The organism is Pseudomonas sp. P4_C4 (genome assembly GCF_056402055.1).
Map to the genome: position 1 here is coordinate 17,680 of NZ_JBFUID010000009.1, position 21,177 is coordinate 38,856.

At 59.2% G+C, this 21,177-nt stretch carries 18 protein-coding genes and 1 pseudogene; 13 read left to right on the forward strand and 6 right to left on the reverse strand.

Going from position 1 to position 21,177, the window contains the following annotated elements; genetic code table 11:
- Window positions 1–47: 47 nt before the first annotated feature.
- A complete protein-coding gene (gene tauD / locus AC1DXW_RS07205) occupies window positions 48–884 on the forward strand; it encodes a taurine dioxygenase (protein ID WP_477753111.1) in 837 nt (278 codons plus the stop codon).
- A 117-nt stretch (window positions 885–1,001) separates the two neighbouring features.
- Here tauD and mgrA read toward each other — a convergent pair whose 3' ends face one another.
- The 3 genes and pseudogenes from mgrA to AC1DXW_RS07220 all read right to left on the reverse strand — a co-directional run.
- Entirely contained in the window at window positions 1,002–2,039 is a 1,038-nt protein-coding gene (gene mgrA, locus AC1DXW_RS07210) for an L-glyceraldehyde 3-phosphate reductase (protein ID WP_477753110.1), read from the reverse strand.
- A 158-nt stretch (window positions 2,040–2,197) separates the two neighbouring features.
- Window positions 2,198–2,662, reverse strand: a complete 465-nt coding sequence (locus AC1DXW_RS07215) for a type II toxin-antitoxin system HicB family antitoxin (protein WP_477753109.1) — start codon at window positions 2,660–2,662, stop codon at window positions 2,198–2,200.
- Window positions 2,659–2,733 (reverse strand): annotated as a pseudogene (locus AC1DXW_RS07220) (type II toxin-antitoxin system HicA family toxin); the annotation flags it as partial. The pseudogene AC1DXW_RS07220 and the gene AC1DXW_RS07215, both read right to left, overlap by 4 nt.
- 239 nt (window positions 2,734–2,972) lie before the next feature.
- Between AC1DXW_RS07220 and AC1DXW_RS07225 the strand changes: the two are divergent.
- Window positions 2,973–3,233, forward strand: coding sequence for a hypothetical protein (locus tag AC1DXW_RS07225; protein ID WP_477753108.1), 261 nt, complete (start codon window positions 2,973–2,975; stop codon window positions 3,231–3,233).
- Between the two features lie 24 nt (window positions 3,234–3,257).
- On the opposite strand, the gene betT is transcribed toward AC1DXW_RS07225, so the two are convergent.
- Window positions 3,258–5,213, reverse strand: a complete 1,956-nt coding sequence (gene betT / locus AC1DXW_RS07230) for a choline transporter BetT (RefSeq protein ID WP_477753125.1) — start codon at window positions 5,211–5,213, stop codon at window positions 3,258–3,260.
- 376 nt (window positions 5,214–5,589) lie between these two features.
- Window positions 5,590–6,516: a serine O-acetyltransferase EpsC gene (epsC, locus tag AC1DXW_RS07235; RefSeq protein WP_477753107.1), complete on the reverse strand. Its 927-nt coding sequence runs from the start codon at window positions 6,514–6,516 to the stop codon at window positions 5,590–5,592.
- Window positions 6,517–6,706: 190 nt separating this feature from the next.
- On the opposite strand from epsC, the gene AC1DXW_RS07240 reads away from it, so the two are divergent.
- The 11 genes from AC1DXW_RS07240 to AC1DXW_RS07290 all read left to right on the forward strand — a co-directional run bounded on the left by AC1DXW_RS07240 (window position 6,707) and on the right by AC1DXW_RS07290 (window position 18,188).
- Entirely contained in the window at window positions 6,707–7,699 is a 993-nt protein-coding gene (locus tag AC1DXW_RS07240; RefSeq protein WP_477753106.1) for a D-cysteine desulfhydrase, read from the forward strand.
- 296 nt (window positions 7,700–7,995) lie between these two features.
- Window positions 7,996–8,796, forward strand: a complete 801-nt coding sequence (gene tcyJ / locus AC1DXW_RS07245) for a cystine ABC transporter substrate-binding protein (RefSeq protein WP_223457337.1) — start codon at window positions 7,996–7,998, stop codon at window positions 8,794–8,796.
- Window positions 8,796–9,461 (forward strand): cystine ABC transporter permease, encoded by a 666-nt coding sequence (gene tcyL, locus AC1DXW_RS07250; protein WP_046040764.1) that lies wholly within the window; start codon window positions 8,796–8,798, stop codon window positions 9,459–9,461. The genes tcyJ and tcyL overlap by 1 nt, the downstream gene beginning before the upstream one ends.
- 4 nt (window positions 9,462–9,465) lie before the next feature.
- Window positions 9,466–10,221, forward strand: a complete 756-nt coding sequence (gene tcyN, locus AC1DXW_RS07255; RefSeq protein ID WP_477753105.1) for an L-cystine ABC transporter ATP-binding protein TcyN — start codon at window positions 9,466–9,468, stop codon at window positions 10,219–10,221.
- Between the two features lie 485 nt (window positions 10,222–10,706).
- Window positions 10,707–11,471, forward strand: a complete 765-nt coding sequence (locus AC1DXW_RS07260; RefSeq protein WP_477753104.1) for a hypothetical protein — start codon at window positions 10,707–10,709, stop codon at window positions 11,469–11,471.
- 218 nt (window positions 11,472–11,689) lie between these two features.
- Window positions 11,690–12,922 carry an SfnB family sulfur acquisition oxidoreductase gene (locus tag AC1DXW_RS07265; RefSeq protein ID WP_477753103.1) on the forward strand — a complete coding sequence of 411 codons (1,233 nt, stop codon included), beginning with the start codon at window positions 11,690–11,692 and terminating at the stop codon, window positions 12,920–12,922.
- Between the two features lie 23 nt (window positions 12,923–12,945).
- A complete protein-coding gene (locus tag AC1DXW_RS07270) occupies window positions 12,946–14,139 on the forward strand; it encodes an SfnB family sulfur acquisition oxidoreductase (RefSeq protein WP_477753102.1) in 1,194 nt (397 codons plus the stop codon).
- Window positions 14,139–15,491 (forward strand): LLM class flavin-dependent oxidoreductase, encoded by a 1,353-nt coding sequence (locus AC1DXW_RS07275; protein WP_477753101.1) that lies wholly within the window; start codon window positions 14,139–14,141, stop codon window positions 15,489–15,491. Before AC1DXW_RS07270 ends, AC1DXW_RS07275 begins: the two co-directional genes overlap by 1 nt.
- A gap of 129 nt (window positions 15,492–15,620) precedes the next feature.
- The gene (locus tag AC1DXW_RS07280) at window positions 15,621–16,430 is read left to right on the forward strand and encodes a MetQ/NlpA family ABC transporter substrate-binding protein (protein ID WP_477753100.1); all 810 of its coding nucleotides are present in this window, start codon (window positions 15,621–15,623) and stop codon (window positions 16,428–16,430) included.
- 2 nt (window positions 16,431–16,432) lie between these two features.
- Window positions 16,433–17,554, forward strand: coding sequence for a methionine ABC transporter ATP-binding protein (locus AC1DXW_RS07285; protein ID WP_477753099.1), 1,122 nt, complete (start codon window positions 16,433–16,435; stop codon window positions 17,552–17,554).
- Entirely contained in the window at window positions 17,544–18,188 is a 645-nt protein-coding gene (locus AC1DXW_RS07290) for a methionine ABC transporter permease (protein ID WP_007972909.1), read from the forward strand. The genes AC1DXW_RS07285 and AC1DXW_RS07290 overlap by 11 nt, the downstream gene beginning before the upstream one ends.
- 9 nt (window positions 18,189–18,197) lie before the next feature.
- On the opposite strand, the gene AC1DXW_RS07295 is transcribed toward AC1DXW_RS07290, so the two are convergent.
- The gene (locus AC1DXW_RS07295; protein WP_477753098.1) at window positions 18,198–20,927 is read right to left on the reverse strand and encodes an RHS repeat domain-containing protein; all 2,730 of its coding nucleotides are present in this window, start codon (window positions 20,925–20,927) and stop codon (window positions 18,198–18,200) included.
- Window positions 20,928–21,177: the final 250 nt, after the last annotated feature.

The following is a 21,177-nucleotide window of genomic DNA, read 5'->3' on the forward strand; positions in this document are numbered from 1 at the left end:
GCTCGCTCCCACAAAAAGCTCGGCACACCGGATTGAAGAGAACCACCATGAGCCAACTGACCATCGTTCCTCTAAGCTTTGCCCTAGGCGCGCAAATCAGTGGCATCGACATTAGCCAGCCACTGAACCTGGAGCAGCGCGATGCCATCGAACAGGCCCTGCTCAAGCATCAGGTCCTGTTCTTTCGCGAGCAGCCGATCACGCCACAGCAACAGGCGCGATTCGCCGCGAATTTCGGCGACCTGCACATTCATCCGATCTACCCCAATGTGCCAGAACAACCAGAGGTACTGATCCTCGACACCGCCGTCACCGACGTACGCGATAACGCGATCTGGCACACCGACGTGACCTTCCTGCCGACCCCGGCCATGGGCGCGGTGCTCAGCGCCAAGTTGCTGCCGGCGTTTGGCGGCGACACGTTGTGGGCCAGCGGGATTGCGGCGTATGAAGCCCTGTCGGCGCCGATGAAAACCTTGCTCGAAGGGCTGACTGCCACCCACGATTTCACTCGTTCATTCCCGCTGGAGCGCTATGGCAACACGCCCGAGGCGCTGGTCCAGTGGGAAGAGGCACGACGCAAGAATCCGCCGTTGTCGCACCCGGTGATCCGCACGCACCCGGTGAGTGGGCGCCGCTCGCTGTTCGTCAACGAAGGTTTCACTTCGAAGATCAACGAACTGTCGGAAACCGAGAGCGAGGCGATTCTGAAGTTCCTGTTCGCCCATTCAACGCGGCCGGAGTTCACCATTCGCTGGCGCTGGCAGCAGGACGACATTGCGTTCTGGGACAACCGCGTGACCCAGCATTATGCGGTGGATGATTACCGGCCGGCGCGGCGGGTGATGCAGCGGGCGACGGTGTTGGGGGATGTGCCATTTTAAGATCAAAAGATCGCAGCCTTCGGCAGCTCTTACATTGACTGCGTTCGCCGCAAATATTACGGTCGAACATTGATCCTGTAGGAGCTGCCGAAGGCTGCGATCTTTTGCTTTTCAGGGTTACTTCGCCGTCGAAGGCTTCTCCCAAAGATTGACCCCACCCTCCCGGGCAAAGCGGTCAATCTCCGCCAGTTCCTCTGCACTGAAGCTCAGGTTCTTCAACGCCCCGACGTTCTCGATGATCTGCTCCGGCCGGCTCGCGCCAATCAATGCCGACGTGACCCGTGGATCGCGCAGGGTCCAGGCCAGTGCCAGTTGCGCCAGGCTCTGTCCACGACGCCTGGCGATTTCGTTGAGTGCCCGCACTTGGGCGATGTTGGCCTCGGACAAATGCGATGCCTGCAACGAACCACCGCCCGGACGGTTGACCCGCGCATCCGCCGGCACGCCGTTGAGGTATTTGTCGGTCAGCAAACCCTGGGCCAACGGGGTGAAGGCAATCACGCCGGTGCCGAGTTCGTCGGTGGTATCCAGCAGGTCTTTTTCCACCCAGCGATTGAGCAGGTTGTAGGCCGGCTGGTGAATCAGCAGCGGCACTTTCCACTCTTTGAGCAGCGTCGCCATTTCGCGGGTTTTCACCCCGGAATAGGACGAGATGCCGATGTACAGTGCCTTGCCCTGTTGCACCGCTGTCGCGAGTGCGCTGGCGGTTTCTTCCAGCGGGGTGTCCGGATCGAAACGGTGAGAATAGAAGATGTCGACGTAGTCSACGCCCAGGCGTTGCAGGCTCTGGTCAAGGCTGGCCAGCACGTACTTGCGCGAACCACCGCCCTGACCGTAAGGGCCAGGCCACATGTCCCAACCGGCCTTGCTGGAAATGATCAGTTCGTCGCGGTACTGCTTGAAGTCTTCACGCAGTAAACGGCCGAAGTTGATCTCCGCGCTGCCGTACGGCGGGCCATAGTTGTTGGCCAGATCGAAATGGTTGATGCCCAAGTCGAATGCCGTGCGCAACAACGCGCGCTGGGTATCGATCGGCGTGCTGTCGCCGAAGTTGTGCCACAGGCCCAACGACAGCGCCGGCAGCACCAGCCCGCTGCGGCCCACGCGGCGGTAAGGGATGGAGTCGTAGCGGTTTTCGGCAGCGGTGTAAGTCATCGAATCCTCTCTTGTCGGTCTTGAATCTGGTATCGACTGCTTCGCCAGTCGCCCAGCATACGCCCGGACAAACGCCAGAAAACCTGAGACTCGATGAATTGCTGAAACGTTTCACATTTTATTTAATCGGCCCCGACGTTTCGACCAAATCCGCCCCTTTACGCTGACAGTTCGCGCAAGGCGGCAGCAGCCAAAAATCCTGATCTGGAACTGTATCGCTGATCCCGCCTGACCGTTTGGTCGATTCGCTCAAGCAATTGCTCAGGCAGCGTGGCATTGAAGCGCACCGACTTGCCGAAATAGGGCGTGATATCGAATTCGACTACTGCCCACACACCGCCGGCGTAATCGGGGTTATCGAGATGAGCATCGATCTCACGGACCTGCGGCAATGCATCGCCATCGGCGACCAGCCCCTCGTAATGCAGGGACAACGCCTCTTTCACGCTTTCGAGTGCCTGCGCCACAGTGCTACCAGCCGAGAAACATCCCGGCACATCCGGGACGATTACGCCGTACTCTGAGTCGGCATCCTTGTGCAGAACGACCGGAAATTGCATGTGGATAAATCCTTCCTGTGATGTGTCCTCATTGGGACTTTCGTATCCGATGACGGGCTTCATTTCAGACCCGCCTGTTTCAATATGCTGTTGATCGTTCCTTTAGGAAGATCCGAGTCGGGGTGTTTGATCGTCCTGATCATTTCCCGGCTACGCATGTCCTTCGCCTTTTTTCGACAGCAACGGCTGCGTACTTTAAGCGGCGAAGCGCGACAACAATACACACCATACACACTCAGAAAAATATTAGTCGATCATGGCGAGACTGACTTCCTCTCTCAGACTGACGGCGCACTTGCGCAATCAGGCCCGGCAGGAACAAAGTCGCCGAAGCAACGAAGAAGCGATAGCTATCGCAAGGATGGAGCAAGCCATGCACACCACGATCATCATCACCTTCGGCCTGGTCCTGCTCGCGATGATGCTGTTCATCGGCGAGAAACTCGGCTTCAGCCGTCAGACACTCACCTACAGTTTCGTGATCCTGTGGCTGGCGTTGACAGTGATCAACGGCGCCATCGGCGTGGTGACCGCCGGACAGGCATTGAGTACGGAACTGGGGATCGGCACGATGGTGTTCAGCATTCCGGTGGCGGCGCTGGTGTTGTTCATGGTGCTGAGCGCCGAGACCTGAAAAGCCCCGGCGCCCTGCCCGCGATCAACGCACCAGATGCAGGAACTGCATGTGCCGTTCGTACTGGTCGAGGATGTCGTTGATGATCTGCTCCTTGGTGTAACCCACCAGATCGTAGTTTTGGCTGCCCTCGCTCAAATGCACTTCGGCGCGGTAGTAACGACGGTTGTTGAGTTCCTTGGAACCCATGCCACCCCGGGCAAACGACGGCGTAAAGTAGCCGCGCATTTGCACCTGGTAGATAAATGGATGTTCGTCACCGTGACCGATTTCCAGGCTGACGCTGTCGTTGACCGGTTCTGGATGCGTGATGACCTTGAGGCCCTTCTCGATGAATACCGCCGAGACCTCTTCAATCGCCGGGCGCACCGTCGTATCGAGGAAGCGATAGACCTCATCCCGCGACGGAAAATGCACCGCCTGACTCAAACGCTGGCGCCAACCACCCCGCCGTGAACCGGACACCGGTGCCAATGAATGCATCTGCGCAATCTGCTTCTGCGATTCCAGATAAAACGCCTTGTGCAGCCCCCACATCATCAACAGCAGAATCAGCGAGAACGGCAGCGAGGTCAGCACCACCGCCGACTTCAACGCATCGATGCTGCCGGAAAACAGCAAAGCACTGGTCACCAGTGCGGTCATCGCCCCCCAGAACACCCGCAGCCATTTCGGCCCGTCTTCATCCGGGTTGCCGCCCTTGGCGGACAGCGTCGAGAGCACCACGGTGCCGGAGTCGGCGGATGTGACGAAGAACACGAAGCTGATGAACACCGTGACCGCGATGACGGTTTTGCTCCACGGGTAGGTTTCCAGCAGCAGATAGAGCGTCATCGACGGATTGTCGATGGCCGACATGCCGAGCGCGCTCATGCCGTGGTTGAGCACTTGATCGATGGCGCTGTTGCCGAAAATCGACATCCACGCCAGGGTGAAGCCGAGCGGGATCAGCAGCACGCCGAAGACGAATTCGCGAATGGTCCGGCCACGGGAAATCCGTGCGATGAACAGGCCCACGAACGGCGACCATGCGATCCACCAAGCCCAGTAGAACACCGTCCAGCCGCCCAGCCAGTCGCTGGGTTTGCCGTAGGCGTACAGATCAAAACTCTTCATCGGCAAGGCGCCGAGATAGTCGCCGACGTTCTGGATCAGCGTGTTGAGCAAGTGCTGCGTGGGGCCGGCGAACAACACAAACAGCAACAGCGCACAGGCCAGCAGCATGTTGATGTCGGACATCACCCGCACACCCTTGTCGACGCCGGATACGGCAACAATGATCGCAGCGCCCATCATCAAGGTGATCAGGCCGACCTGAACCCATTGTGTGTGGGCGATGCCGAACAGGTAGTCCAGGCCCGAGTTGAGGTGCAACACGCCGAAGCCCATGTCTGCGCCGAGGCCGAACACCGTGGCGATGATGCCGAAGCCATCCACCGCATAACCGATGGGGCCATTGATGCGCTTGCCGATCAGCGGATACAGCGCCGAGCGCAGGGCCAGTGGCAGGTTATGCCGGTAGGCAAAGTAGGCCAGCGCCATGCCGACAAAGGCGAACACGCCCCAGCCATGCAGGCCCCAGTGCAGAAACAGAATCTGCATCGCCTGGCGCGCCGCCTCCGCCGTACCGGCCTCGCCTTGGGGCGGTTGCAGCATGTGGGTCAGCGGCTCGGACACACAGAAGAAAAATAGTGTGATGCTGATCCCGGCGGCGAACAGCATGCCGGCCCAGGACAGGTAACTGAATTCGGGTTCGTCGTGGTCGGCACCGAGCTTGATCTTGCCGTAGCCGGACAAGGCGGTGACCACCACGAAGACCAGATACAGGGTCATCGCCAGCAGGTAATACCAGCCGACCGTGTTGGCCGCCCAGTTTTGCGCCGCCAGCAACCAGGCACCGGCCTGCTCTGGCATGGCGATGACAACGACACCAAACAACAGGATGAAACTCGCCGAGAACCAGAACACCGGCGGATTCATGCGGATCAGACCGCTTGGAGGGATGGACGATGCACTCACGTTCGGTGCACCTCGGAGGGGAAAATCGTGGCTGTAGAAATCGGACTCAGCAAAGGCAAGCCTCCTGTTGTGAGCGGGCAGCGAACCGCCGGTTTAACTTGAATGAACGTTCAAGTTAAACATGGATAGGGGGCTAAGGACTAATCGCAGGGCTCGGCGGTAGCTTTCCTACACTAGCTTAAGGAAGGGGATGAGGCCGGATTTGGGGGATTCTGTAGGAGCTGCCGCAGGCTGCGATCTTTTGACTTTTGCGGTGCACTTGAAAAGATCGCAGCCTCGTTTCACTCGACAGCTCCTACAGCCAGCGAAAACTATCTCTCACCAAAAAGCCGGGGCATTACTTCTGCGCCCCATCATCCAACTGCAGATTCGCCTGGGTCAGGTTGCTACCCGCCGGCACGCTACGGGTTAGCCAGACATTGCCGCCGATGGTCGAACCCTGACCGATGGTGATCCGGCCAAGAATCGTCGCCCCGGCATAAATCACCACGTCATTCTCGACAATCGGATGCCGTGGCTGGCCCTTCTGCAACTGACCGTCTTCGTCCGCCGGGAAGCGCTTGGCGCCCAAAGTCACCGCCTGATAAATCCGCACGCGCTCGCCGATGATCGCGGTTTCGCCGATCACCACGCCGGTACCGTGGTCGATAAAGAAACTGCGGCCGATCTGCGCGCCGGGGTGAATGTCGATGCCGGTGGCCGAGTGGGCGATTTCCGCGCTGATCCGCGCCAGCAACGGCAGCCCGGCACGGTACAAATGGTGGGCCAGCCGGTGGTGAATCACCGCCAGAATCCCCGGGTAGCACAACAGCACCTCATCGACACTGCGGGCCGCCGGGTCACCGTGATAGGCCGCCAGCACGTCGGTGTCCAACAGGCTGCGCAACCCAGGCAAAGCGAGGGCGAAGTCCTGAATGATCTGGATGGTTTTGGCTTCGACCTCGGTATCGGCCTGGGCGCTGTGGCGCGCGGCGTAGCGCAATTCGAGTCGCGCCTGGGCCAACAGCGCATTCAGCGCCACATCCAGCGTATGACCGACGTAGAAGTCTTCACTCTCCTCACGCAAGTCCACCGGCCCCAGGCGCATCGGGAACAGCGCGCCGCACAGGGCTTCGAGAATCTCTGCCATGGCCGCCCGGGAGGGCAGTTCGCGACCGCCCTGCTCGCCGCTGGCCCGGCCGTTTTGTGCACGCCACTGCTCACGTGCCGTGCGCAGCTGACTGACGATGGTCTGCAATTGCCAATGGCTGGAACGCTCACTCACGGTAAAAACTCCTCACGGGCGACCGGACTGTCTGGCCGCACTGACGGCGATTACTTTACGGCAAGGGTCACGAGGCAAATTAAGAACCAATAGTGCTGTGCTCAGTTCGATTGGCTATAAGCGATTGACGGTTGCCCAGGCTTTGGGGCCTGCCTATAGTCCTGAGATCTTCCACGGCCAGTACGGACCCATGATCAAACAACAACTCGCCCGCTTTAACCGCCTCGACCTGCTCGGTCAGCCCACCGCCCTGGAAAAACTCGAACGCCTGTCGACCTGGTTGGGCCGCGACGTGTACGTCAAGCGCGATGACCTGACGCCGCTGGCGATGGGCGGCAACAAGCTGCGCAAACTCGAGTATCTGGCCGCCGATGCCTTGGCCCAGGGTGCCGACACCTTGATCACCGCCGGCGCGTTGCAATCGAACCATGTACGCCAGACGGCCGCCATTGCCGCCAAGTTGGGTCTGGGCTGCGTAGCCCTTCTGGAAAACCCTCTCGGCACTAACGACAGCAATTACACCGGCAACGGCAACCGCCTGCTGCTTGACCTGTTCGATGCCAAGGTCGAATTGGTGGAAAACCTCGACAACGCCGACGAACAACTGCAAGCCCTGGCTGGCCGACTGCGCAGCAACGGCAAGAAGCCCTATCTGGTGCCGATCGGTGGTTCAAATGCGCTGGGCGCCCTGGGCTACGTGCGCGCCGGGCTGGAACTGGCCGAACAGATCAAGGACACCGGCCTGAAGTTCGCCGCCGTGGTCCTGGCCTCGGGCAGCGCCGGTACCCACAGCGGCCTGGCACTGGCCTTGAGTGAAGCGCTGCCGGATCTGCCAGTGATCGGCGTGACGGTTTCGCGCAGCGATGAAGATCAGCGGCCAAAGGTTCAAGGCCTGGCCGAACGCACCGCCGAGCTGCTGGGCGTGAACCTGCCGGACGCTTTCAAAGTCGAGTTGTGGGACGAGTATTTCGCCCCGCGTTATGGCGAACCGAACGCAGGGACACTGGCGGCGGTGAAGCTGCTGGCAGGTCAGGAAGGCTTGCTGCTGGACCCGGTCTACACTGGCAAGGCCATGGCGGGGTTGCTGGATGGGATCGGGCGTCAGCGTTTCGACGAAGGCCCGATTATCTTCCTGCACACCGGTGGGGCGCCGGCGTTGTTTGCCTATAAGGATTTTCTGTAAGCGATTCAGAAGACCAAAAGATCGCAGCCTGCGGCAGCTCCTACATGGATCGGCATGCACCTGTAGGAGCTGCCGCAGGCTGCGATCTTTTCCTATGGCACCGAATATTCAATTAACGAATAACAAATAGAATATTTATTATTTTATTATCTAACTGTGTCGTCTTATAGTCACGCCGCAGGCGAATTTGCAAGGAGACGCATAAGCTGCATTAAGGCAGGATATTGCAGTCGTCCGAATCCCGAATTTGCCAACTTTCCTTAAGCGTCTTCCATAAGAAAACACAGGGGCTTGTCATGAATTTTTCCGCACTACGTCGCAATCTGCTGGTGGGCTCGCTGGGCCTGGCACTGAGCGCCGGCCTGATTGGCCAGGCGGTTGCCGGTGAGCAACTGCAAAAAATCAAAGACGCTGGCGTGATCAACGTTGGCCTGGAAGGCACCTACCCACCGTTCAGTTTCGTCGACGCCGACGGCAAACTGACCGGCTTCGAAGTCGAGTTCTCCGAAGCCCTGGCCAAAGAGCTGGGTGTCAAAGTCAAACTGCAACCGACCAAATGGGACGGCATCCTCGCGGCCCTGGAATCCAAGCGCCTGGACGCAGTGATCAACCAGGTAACCATCTCCGAAGAGCGCAAGAAGAAGTATGACTTCTCCGAGCCCTACACCGTTTCCGGTATTCAGGCACTGGTGCTGACGAAGAAGGCCGCCGAGCTGAACATCAAGTCCGCCGCCGACCTGTCTGGCAAGAAAGTCGGCGTAGGCCTGGGCACCAACTACGAAGAGTGGGTGAAAGCCAATGTCCCAACCGCTGACATCCGCACCTACGAAGATGATCCGACCAAGTTCCAGGACCTGCGTGTCGGCCGTATCGACGCCATTCTGATCGACCGCCTCGCCGCGCTGGAATACGCCAAGAAGGCCAAGGACACCACCGCCGCCGGTGATGCGTTCTCCCGTCAGGAAGCCGGCATTGCCCTGCGCAAAGGCGAGCCTGAACTGCTGGCCGCGGTGAACAAGGCAATCGATAAGCTGCGCGCCGATGGCACCCTGAAAAAGCTCTCGGAAAAATACTTCAACGCAGACGTCACTCAGTAATGGGAGAAGCTTTCCAACTCGCACTGGACTCCGCGCCCTTTCTGCTCAAGGGCGCGTATTACACGGTCATCCTCAGCCTGGGCGGGATGTTCTTCGGCCTGGTGATGGGCTTCGGCCTGGCGCTGATGCGCCTGTCGCGTTTCAAACTGGTGAGCTGGATCGCCCGCATCTACGTGTCGTTCTTTCGCGGCACGCCGTTGCTGGTACAACTGTTCGTGATCTATTACGGCTTGCCGCAATTGGGTCTGGAACTGGATCCGCTGCCGGCGGCCCTGATCGGCTTCTCGCTGAACATGGCCGCCTACGCCTGTGAAATCCTGCGTGCCGCGATCAGTTCCATCGAGCGTGGCCAGTGGGAAGCGGCTGCCAGTATCGGCATGACCCGCGCGCAGACCCTGCGCCGGGCCATCCTGCCGCAGGCGATGCGCACCGCATTGCCGCCGCTGGGCAACAGCTTCATTTCGCTGGTCAAGGACACCGCGCTGGCCGCCACCATCCAGGTGCCGGAACTGTTCCGCCAGGCACAGCTGATCACCGCCCGCACCTTCGAAATCTTCACCATGTATCTTGCCGCCGCACTGATCTACTGGGTCCTGGCCACGGTGCTTTCGCACCTGCAGAACCAGTTGGAAGCGCGGGTCAATCGGCACGACCAGGAGTCCTGACCCAATGATTGTCGTGGAAAAACTGACAAAGCAGTTCAAGGGTCAAGTCGTGCTCAACGGCATCGATCTTGAGGTCAAGGAAGGCGAGGTGGTCGCGATCATCGGCCCTAGCGGTTCGGGCAAGACCACCTTCCTGCGCTGCCTGAACTTTCTGGAAGAACCCACCAGCGGCCGGATCAAGGTCGGCGATATCGAGGTCGATACCAGCCGTCCCCTGAACCAGCAGCAGAGCCTGGTGCGGCGTTTGCGCCAGCATGTGGGCTTCGTGTTCCAGAACTTCAACCTGTTCCCCCATCGCACCGCTCTGGAAAACGTTATCGAAGGCCCGATCATCGTCAAGAAGATCCCGCACGCCGATGCCGTTGCCCTGGGTAAAAAGCTGTTGGCCAAGGTTGGCCTGGCGGGCAAGGAAGACGCTTACCCGCGTCGCCTCTCCGGTGGCCAGCAACAGCGCGTGGCGATTGCCCGGGCGCTGGCGATGGAACCGGAAGTGATCCTGTTCGATGAACCGACCTCGGCCCTCGACCCGGAGCTGGTGGGTGAGGTATTGGCGACCATCCGCGGCCTGGCCGAAGAGAAGCGCACCATGGTGATCGTCACCCACGAAATGGGCTTTGCCCGGGACGTGGCCAACCGTGTGGTGTTTTTCGACAAGGGTGTGATCGTCGAGCAAGGCGAAGCGAAGGCGTTGTTTGCCAACCCGAAAGAAGAACGAACCAAACAGTTCCTTAGCAAGTTCCTGAATAACGCTCACAACTAATAATCCTGCGCAACAACGGTAATCTTCCACGGATGGAAGTTACCAACCCCTTCGAAATACGCGCCATTAATATCAAACTAAACCAATCTACTCGAGATGCATATCTTGTGCGCACACGCGGCACATACATATGCATCGCAACAATTAAACAGTGCCAATCCAATCAGATCACCCATCGCAAGACAGTGCTTGTGACTTGCACAAACCCGCCCGTATTTCCCCGATTTCAGCAGATAAATTCGACGCAACGGCGTGGTTTACTTACTTGGGAGCGTAGGAACTTTCTGAATAGCACCACACACCACCCACAACTAACAAATCTTATTGACACCTGATCTTCCTGACTCTTATCTAGTCTCTTGCCAGCGACACTCATCACGCTTAAATCATTATTTCAACTCAAAGTAATGAATGGTTTTTCTGTTCGATTATTGGTTTTTGATATTCCAGAAACGGACTTCGTTGCAAGACTTCAAGGAGACTTCATGAACAGCACCTCGAACAAATCCGGGCTTGTGGCCCCAACCCTGGCGCAATCCAACAAGACCGGCATCAACGTCACTTGCGCGGCGCACCTGCTGATCGAGGTCGCGCCCTACCCCGCCATGGACGAAGGCGACCTGATTGAACTGTTCTGGGACAACTGCTACGTGGCCTCCCGCGTGCTGACGGCCAGCGATGTCGGCCAACCGGTGCAGCTGCGGGTGCCTGAAAGTTTTGTCGCCAACGGTACCTCGTGCATTCACTACCGGGTCATGCAGGTTGGCAGGGGCCCGGCGATATCGGCCAGCCGCAACGTGCAGATCAAACTCGACTGCCCAGGCGGCCAACCCTCCGCGCTGTGCGGCGATGAAAACCAGTGCCTGGCACCGGTGGGCATTCCCGAGGCGATTCGTCGTCAGGGGGTCAATCCGAGCCAGGTCAAACGCGGTGTTCCCTTGACCATCGAGCCGTACCTGAACATGGCCGTCGACGACGAAATCACCCTGCGCTGGGGTGATGTGCGCATGGATCTGCCACGGCTCAAGTCCGCCGATGTGGGCCAGCCGATTCAGGTCTGGATACCGCCGGCCATCATCCTCGAAGCCGGCGAAGATCTGCGGCTGGAAGTGACGTACTGCATTCTCGACAGGGTGGGCAACAACTCCCGCTGGGCGCCGGCTCGGGTGCTGAAGATCGGTTGTGCCAATCCTTATCTGAAAGTTCCGAAGAAACAGCACATCAAGGCCGCTGAACCCCGCGAGAAATGATAAAAACACCGAGAACGCCCTTCTATGCATATTCCAAAAAGTTAGTTCATAAAATATTTATACACGTTTAGGGTATATAAACCGGACCACCGGACATCCTTGTTTTCATGCGCCGCCACAAGCAGCGCTTCCATAAGATGTGAGGTAGGTATGGTCCGGAACACAATCACCCCAGTGCAGATCGCCAGGGCATTGCGTGCAGCCAAGGAGCGGCACTGATGTCCAGTCTGGCAGATGCAATCGTCCAGAGTGACCTGGACATCGCCCCGCTGTTGTTGCCCGCAAAAGTCTTGCGCAATGACGCTCAAGCCATCAAGGCAGCCCACGAACTGGCGCAGGTCGCCCGCCTGCAAGCAGCCAAACGTGACCGGCAGCGCAAGCTGCCGTGGGCGGAAATCGAAGAGTTCACCCGCAGCGGCCTGGGCAGCATTTCCATCCCCCGCGAGTACGGTGGCCCGCAGGTTTCGTTCGTCACCCTGGCCGAGGTTTTCGCGATCATTTCCGCGGCCGATCCGGCGCTTGGGCAGATCCCGCAAAACCAGTTCGGCATTCTTAACCTGATACTCGGCAGCGCCACCGAAGCGCAGAAAGGACAACTGTTCAAAAGTGTCCTTGATGGCTGGCGCATCGGTAATGCCGGGCCGGAACGCGGCACCAAAAACACCCTGGAGCTGAAGGCGCGCATCACCGCTGACGGCGTCCTCAATGGCCAGAAGTTTTATTCCACTGGCGCACTGTTCGCCCATTGGGTCGCGGTCAAGGCGTTGAACGATGACGGCAAGCAAGTGCTGGCATTCATCCGTCGCGGCACACCGGGATTGCGCATCGTCGATGACTGGTCCGGTTTTGGTCAGCGCACCACCGCCAGCGGCACGATTTTGCTTAACAACGTGCAGGTCGATCCCGAACTGGTGGTGGATAACTGGCGGATCAACGACACGCCGAACATTCAGGGTGCCGTCTCGCAACTGATTCAAGCAGCCATCGACGCCGGTATCGCCCGAGGCGCCATCGACGACGCCATCGACTTCGTGAAAACCCGCGCCCGGCCGTGGATCGACGCCAAGGTCGAGCGAGCCAGCGATGACCTGTACGTGATCGCCGATATCGGCAAGTTGAAAATCGAACTGCACGCTGCCGAAGCGCTGCTGCGCAAAGCAGGGCAAGTACTCGATGACGTCAGCGCCGCACCATTCACCGCCGAGTCTGCCGCCCGCGCCTCGATTGCCGTGGCCGAAGCCAAAGTGCTGACCACCGAGATCTCGTTGCTGGCCAGCGAAAAGCTGCTCGAACTGGCCGGCAGCCGCGCGACCCTCGCCGAATTCAACCTCGACCGCCACTGGCGCAACGCCCGGGTGCACACCCTGCACGACCCGGTGCGCTGGAAGTATCACGCGGTTGGCGCCTATCGCCTCAATAGCACGCTGCCTAATCGCCATTCCTGGATCTGACGACCAGACATCTGGAGAAACACATGACAAGTTCTCAGCACGTCGCGGTCATTACCAGCGATGAACAAGCCCTGATAGTCGCCAGCGACCTGGCCGAAGATTTCAAACGCGACAGCGCCACACGCGACCGCGAGCGCCGTTTGCCACATCCGGAACTGGAGGTTTTTTCCCGTTCGGGTCTTTGGGGCATCAGCGTGCCAAAGGAATACGGCGGCGCCGGTGTATCCAACGTGACCCTGGCCAAAGTCATCGCTCTGATTGCCCGGGCCGATGGCTCCCTGGGGCAGATCCCGCAGAACCATTTCTATGCACTCGAAGTACTGCGGGTGAACGGCAGCCACGAGCAGAAGCAACGCCTGTACGCCGAAGTCTTGGCCGGCCAGCGCTTCGGCAATGCGTTGGCCGAACTCGGCACCAAAACCGCACACGATCGCGTCACCAGCCTGACTCGCGACGCCAGCGGCTATCGCATCAATGGTCGCAAGTTCTACGCCACGGGTGCGATTTACGCCCAGCGCATTCCCACCTCGGTGGTGGATGAAAACGGCGTGCAGCAACTGGCGTTCGTCCCGCGCAACAGCAAGGGCCTGACGGTGATCGACGACTGGAGCGGCTTCGGCCAGCGCACCACCGGCAGCGGTTCGGTGGTGTTCGAAGATGTCTTTGTTGCCGCCGAAGATGTGATCCCCTTTCAAAGCGCTTTCGAGCGCCCGACTCCGGTCGGTCCGCTGGCGCAGATACTTCATGCCGCCATCGACACCGGCATCGCCCGCGCCGCGTATGAAGATGCGCTGCACTTCGTGCGCACCAAAACCCGGCCGTGGATTGACGCCACCCACGAAAAAGCCACGGATGATCCACTGACCCTCAAGAGCTTCGGCCACCTGAGCATTCGCCTGCACGCCGCCGAGGCGCTGCTGGAACGTGCCGGTGAATACCTCGACAAGGCCCAGGCCGACACGAACGCCGAGACTGTCGCTGCCGCCTCGATTGCCGTCGCCGAAGCCCGCGCCCTCAGCACAGAAATCTCCCTGGCCGCCGGCAGCACGCTGTTCGAACTGGCCGGCAGCCAGGCGACCCTGATTGAACACGGCCTCGACCGCCACTGGCGCAACGCCCGGGTGCATACCCTGCACGACCCGGTACGCTGGAAATATCACGCCGTCGGCAATTACTACCTCAACGATGAAAACCCGCCACTGCGGGGGACCATCTGATGGCCAAGAAGAAAATTCTGCTGAATGCCTTCAACATGAATTGCATCGGGCACATCAACCACGGTTTGTGGGCGCACCCGCGCGACACATCCACCCGCTACAACACGATCGAATACTGGACCGAACTGGCGCAGTTGCTGGAGCGCGGGTTGTTCGACGGCCTGTTCATCGCCGACATCGTCGGGGTCTACGACGTCTACCAGAACTCGGTGGACGTGCCGCTGAAAGAGTCGATCCAGTTGCCGGTCAACGATCCGCTGCTGCTGGTTTCAGCGATGGCGGCAGTGACGAAAAACCTCGGCTTCGGCCTGACTGCCAACCTCACCTACGAAGCGCCGTACCTGTTCGCCCGCCGCCTGTCGACCCTGGATCACCTGAGCCGTGGGCGGGTCGGCTGGAACATCGTCACCGGCTACCTCGACAGCGCCGCCAAGGCCATGGGCCTGAGCGAACAGGTCGAGCATGACCGCCGCTACGACCAGGCCGACGAGTACCTGGAGGTGCTCTACAAACTCCTGGAAGGCAGTTGGGAAAACGGCGCGGTACTCAACGATCCGCAGCAACGGATCTACGCGCAGCCGGACAAAGTGCACAAGGTCGAGCACAAGGGCGAGTTCTATCAGGTCGACGGTTATCACCTCTGTGAGCCTTCGCCGCAGCGCACGCCGGTACTGTTCCAGGCCGGCAGCTCGGATCGCGGTTTGCTGTTCGCCGGGCGACATGCCGAGTGCGTGTTCATCAGTGGTCAGACCAAGGCATCGACCAAGGCGCAGGTGGACAAGGTGCGCGCCAGTGCCGTCGAAGCCGGGCGCAATCCCGAGGACATCAAAGTGTTCATGGGCCTGAACGTGATCGTTGGCTCCACCGAAGAGCTGGCCTGGGCCAAGCACGCCGAATACCTGAGCTACGCCAGTGCAGAGGCCGGCGTGGCGCACTTTTCGGCGTCCACCGGGATCGATTTTTCTCAATATGAAATCGACGAGCCGATCCAGTACGTGAAGAGCAACGCCATCCAGTCCGCCACCAAACACCTGCAAAACAACGACTGGACTCGGCGCAAATTGCTGGAGCAGCACGCTCTCGGCGGTCGTTACATCACGGTGGTTGGCTCGCCTGAGCAGGTAGCCGATGAACTGGAATCGTGGATCGCCGAGACGGGTCTGGATGGCTTCAACCTGACCCGCATTGTTACGCCGGAAAGCTATGTGGATTTCATTGATTTGGTGATTCCCGAGTTGCAACGGCGGGGCTCGTACAAGACCGCGTACGACAGCGGCACCTTGCGCGAAAAGCTGTTTCAGCGGGAGGCGCATTTGCCTGAGCAGCACACTGGCTCCGCTTTCCGACGCTAAAAGCATCGCGAGCAAGCTCGCTCCCACAGTGGATCTCGGGTGTTCACATAACCCCTGTGGGAGCGAGCTTGCTCGCGATGAGGCCCGAACAGACAACACAAACTTAATGCACTGACTGGATTACTCATCATGAAAAAGCACTACCTCTTCCACCCAGTCAAAGCACTGGCCCTGGCCCTCGGTCTGTTCAGCTCGGTGACCTTCGCCGCCGACGCCCCCCTGAAAATTGGCACCACCGCCGCTTTCGCCATTCCCCTTGAAGCAGCTGTCGAAGAGGCCTCCAAACAAGGACTGAAAGTCGAACTGGTGGAGTTCACCGACTGGATCGCGCCGAACGTCAGCCTCGCCGCTGGCGACATCGACGTGAACTACTTCCAGCACATCCCGTTCCTGGAAAACGCCAAGGCTGCGTCAGGGTTCGACCTGGTGCCATTCGCGCCGGGGATCATCAACAACGTCGGCCTCTACTCGAAGAAATACAAAAGCTTCGACGAACTGCCGCAAGGCGCCAGCGTGGCCATCGCCAACGATCCGATCAACAGTGGGCGCGGCTTGCAGCTGCTGGCCAAGGCTGGCCTGATCACCCTCAAGCCCGGCGTCGGCTACAAGGCCACCGAAGAAGACATCATCGCCAACCCGAAGCACATCAAGATCCTCCAGGTCGAAGCCGTGCAACTGGTACGCGCCTATGACGACGCCGATCTGGTGCAGGGCTACCCGGCCTACATTCGCTTGTCGAAAACCTTCGACGCGGGCTCCGCGCTGCTGTTCGACGGCCTCGATCACAAAGAGTACGTGATTCAGTTCGTGATCCAGCCAAAGAGCAAAACCGACCCGCGCCTGATCAAGTTCGTCGACATCTACCAGCACTCGCCCGCTGTGCGCGCCGCGTTGGATAAAGCCCACGGCAAGCTCTATCAAGCCGGYTGGGAAAGCTGAGCATGACCGCCGCCTTCCAACGGCGACTGGAGATTCCAGAGCCTCAACGTGCTGAACAAACCGAGCTGCATCCCGAGCTCAATCGTGCCCATGTTCGATTCATTGGCCTGGGTAAAACCTACAACGGCCAACAAGGACCGGTGGCCGCGTTGCACGGCATCGACCTGGCGATCCAGCGCGGCGAAGTGTTCGGCATCATCGGCCGCAGCGGCGCCGGCAAGTCGTCGCTGATCCGCACCATCAACCGCCTGGAACAACCGAGCAGCGGCCGGGTGCTGATCGATCAGGTCGACATCGGCGAGTTCGACGAAGACCGCCTGGTGGCGCTGCGTCGGCGCATCGGCATGATCTTCCAACACTTCAACTTGATGTCGGCCAAGACCGTTTGGCAGAACGTCGAGTTGCCGTTGAAAGTCGCTGGCGTGCCCAAGGAAAAACGCGAGCAGAAAGTCCGTGAGCTGTTGGATCTGGTGGGCTTGCAGGCCAAACACAAGGCTTACCCGGCACAGTTGTCTGGCGGGCAGAAACAGCGTGTAGGCATTGCCCGGGCGCTGGTGCATGACCCGGAGATTCTGCTGTGCGATGAGGCCACCTCGGCACTGGACCCCGAGACCACGCAATCGATCCTCGGCCTGCTGCGCGAGATCAATCAACGCCTGGGGCTGACCATTGTGCTGATCACCCACGAGATGGCGGTGATCCGTGAGATCTGTGATCGGGTCGTGGTGCTGGAACACGGGCGCATCGTCGAGCAGGGACCGGTCTGGGAAGTGTTCGGCAATCCACAGCATGAGGTCAGCAAGACATTGCTGGCGCCGTTGCAACACGCATTGCCCAAAGAGCTGCAAAGCCGTTTGCAGGCGCAGCCAACATCCTCGGACGCCGCCGTGGTCCTGCGCTTGCAGTTCACCGGCAGTCAACGCGATGAACCGGACCTGGCGGCACTGTTCAGCGCCCTCGGAGGCCGTGTGCGATTGCTCCAAGGCGGCGTGGAACGGATTCAGGGTCATGCCCTGGGGCAACTACTGCTGGCGGTGACCGGCTCACCGCTCGGTGCCGAGCAATTGCGTCAACGCGCCGGCCAATGGGCGCAACAGGTGGAGGTGCTGGGCTATGTGGTTTGATCGCTTGCTACAGGGTTTCATCGACACGTTCTTGATGGTCGGCGTGTCGTCGTTGATCGCGCTGTTGGCGGGCATTCCGCTGGCGGTGATCCTGGTCACCAGTTCCAAGGGCGGCATCTACGAAGCCCCGGCGCTGAACCGCGCACTGGGCGCGTTCGTGAACCTGTTTCGCTCGGTTCCGTTTCTGATTTTGATGGTGGCGTTGATTCCGTTCACCCGGCTCATCGTCGGCACCACTTACGGCGTGTGGGCGGCGGTTGTGCCGTTGACCATCGCGGCTACGCCTTTCTTTGCGCGCATCGCCGAGGTCAGCTTGCGCGAGGTCGACCACGGTTTGATCGAAGCGGCGCAAGCCATGGGTTGCCGGCGTTGGCACATCGTGTGGCACGTGTTATTGCCGGAAGCGCTGCCGGGGATTGTCGGCGGGTTCACCATTACCTTGGTGACCATGATCAACTCATCAGCCATGGCCGGGGCGATTGGCGCCGGTGGGCTGGGGGACATTGCCTATCGGTATGGGTATCAGCGGTTTGATAGCCAGATCATGTTGACGGTGATTGTGCTGCTGGTGGCGTTGGTGGCGGTGATTCAGTTGGGCGGGGACCGGTTGGCTCGGGGGTTGAACAAAAGATAAAATCTTACGTCATGCCTTTAGGCCCACACTAGTAGATTTAACACCATGGCTTTGAACTGCCAGATCAAGATATTCGAGTCTTGCGGGCATGAGTGGAGTTATATTCCGAGGCTGCACAGGGCCTTCAACATGTAATTCATTGACTGCAACAAAGCCATCAACTATTCGATCGCGTAACTTATCGGTGAGATAGCTTTCAAAAGCTTGACGTCCTATTTTTTTGTATTTATTTGTTGCTGTATATGCCGCAGAGTTTTGCTCAAACAGCAACCGGGCAACCTCTCCAACAAACTTATCCCCCGACACTAAAAACCCACGATAAAAATCAAAATAATTCATATCCACAAGTGAAATCTTATATAAAAATAGAGAAGTTTTTTTATTTGCTACCTTTTCCAAACTTTTTCTAAACATATCAGCTCCTGCCCGAAGGGTAGAGGTAAAAACGGTCCGACTGCCGTATCGGGCAAAGGCGTGCCCATCAGAATTGGTTCCCTCAAATCCGCGTCTCATTATTTCCCCGGGGAAACGGAAGTCATATCGGTACACTGTATTTATATCCCGTACAGAGTTGCTTCTTTTGCGTCCTCGTCGGTCAGGTCTCATTACACCCCCCTCCAGTATTCCTGTTGAAGGTTTATCCCGAGAACTTGCCCCAACAGTCAGGCTTTCAGTGTTGCGCGCTATCGCTGCCACATAGGATTCTGCTGCGTTTTCAGGTGATTCAGAGTTCTCACCAGTCGCAATCGATTTATTATTCGGCGTTCCAAAGGGCATTCGTCCATCTACATCTTCAAGTATCACCGGATTATTTCTAACCATTCTGAACAGATTAACCCCATCTACGTCCCACGCCGGATCCGGACAAATCCAGCGCTGCAACCACGGTGCGTAATACCGATAGCCATAGTAATAAAGCCCCGTCGCATCCCGCTCTTTCCCCGAATAACGGATGGTCTTGTACTGCGCCACCAGCGCACTTTTACCCGCCCAGCACGCCGTGCCGCCAAAGGGGTAATAGTGTTCCTGGGTCAGCACGCCCGCCTCGTCATCCAGTTCCAGGGTACTGGAGTCGAGGTGATCACTGAGGCTGTAGCGCAGCTGGTCACTATGCGCACCTTCGGGCCAATGCAGCGCCCGCACGTTGCTGCGTCCGGCTTCGACGCTGATGACGTGGTGCTCTTCGCCATCAGCTTGGCGGTGGATTTCCAGACCCGGGAGGTAACGGACCTCGCTGCGCAGGGTGCGGCCGCTGCTGTGGGCAAATCCCGTTTTGCGCAAGCGGTGGCCGGGGCGGTCGTAGCGGTAGCATTCGTAGTCGTCGGGCTCAGTTTCGCGTTTGACCAACGTCACGCGGCTCAATTGATTGCGGCGGTCCCAGAGCATGGCTTGCCCGCGTTGCAGTTCCCGTTGATTGCCACAGGCGTCGAAACCCGAGGCGATTTCAGGCTCGCCCGGCAGCGAGCCGTCATCGCGCTGCGCGAGGCTGCGGTTGCTCCGTGCCGAGGTGAACATCGAGAAACTAGGCGCGCCGCTGTGCTGGTGGGTGATCAAGTTTCCGCCCCGGTCGTACTCGAAGCGTTGGGTGTAATTGCGCCGCTGGTTGGGGTCCAGCGGCGTGGGCAACAGTGTCGGCAGAGCTGGGCCATGGCTCGGCTGGCTGACCTCCCAGCCTTGGGCTTCGACCAGTTGATAGAGGCTGTCGTAGCGGTAGCGGTTGATCGGGTCGATGCGCTGGTTGTTGAAATGGGTCACGGGCTGGGACAGGTCGTGCAGTTCGACGATGTTGCCTCCCGCATCGTAGACATAGTTCAGGTCCTGCAAGGGCTTCTGGTTGCCGACCGCCGCCACCAGCCGGATCAGCCGTCCGTCATCGGCGGCGTACTCGGCGTGGGTCAGCACACCATTGCCGGCGGTTTCCCGTTCGACTTGATCCTGGGCGTTGTAGCGGATGTCGCTGACCAGGCGTTGCGCTCGCTTACCCTCGCCGACCAATTGCAACCAGGCCTCACCCTGCTTGCCCGCCACGTCATAGCCAAAGGTGTGAACATTGCCCATGGCATCGGTTTGCTCCTGAAGCTCACCAGTGGGATTGAAACGGTGGCGGGTGATGAATGATTGAGCTTCCAGGTGCTCATCTCTGGCATCGAGTTTGGGCGGCCAGTCGGGTGTTTCAAGTTCGAGGAGCAAGCGTTGCTCTTCAACCAGCGCTGAACCGGCGAGCCCATAGTCGGCCACCCATTGTGTGCCTGCCGGATGGTCATGGCGAATCATCTGTCCGCACTGGTTGTGCGCTGCGTACGCGGGTTCGGAGCCGCCATAGGTCAGGCGCTCCACCACGCGAGGTCGTTCCCCCACGGCCTGTTCCGTGACGGTGACGGGCCGCTGTTGTTCGTCGAACACCGTGTGACGCTGACTGCCTCGTGCATCCCAGAATGAACAGGGCGAACCCGCCTGATCCAGCACACTCAACTGCCACCCGGCATCGACGCTGTCCGTCAACAACGGTTGCCCGTTCAAGCCGTAGAGCGTGGTCAGGTTCGGCATCGGCGCCGTGCCCCACAAACGTGGGTCGCAAGACTCGACCAAGCGGCCGGCCGCGTCGAAGCGTTGCCGAGTGATGCGTGGGTCAATCTCCAGGCTGTCGGGATGGCGGCAATAGCCGACGCTGCGAACCGTCAGGGCGCGTGGATCGATGACCGACAGCGTCGGTGTCGCGGTGTGGTGATGAGTGTTCACGGCATTGACGGTCCTTCGCTTTGACTGAGGAAAGACTGGGCTTTTTTTGGCCGGACCGAAACTGTAAGAAGTAACAGGTCGATGTCCGTGAAATGGCCATCGTCGGAACGCCGCCCGGAGCAGGCTCGCTCGCCACAGGTGATCACAGACTTCCAGAGGGAAGTTTTCGTACAGGAAAATCAGCGGTTTTGCATGCCTGTTCCCTTTCCTTTGCAGGAAATTTCCTAGATCATTTCGCTCGCTTGCGCCT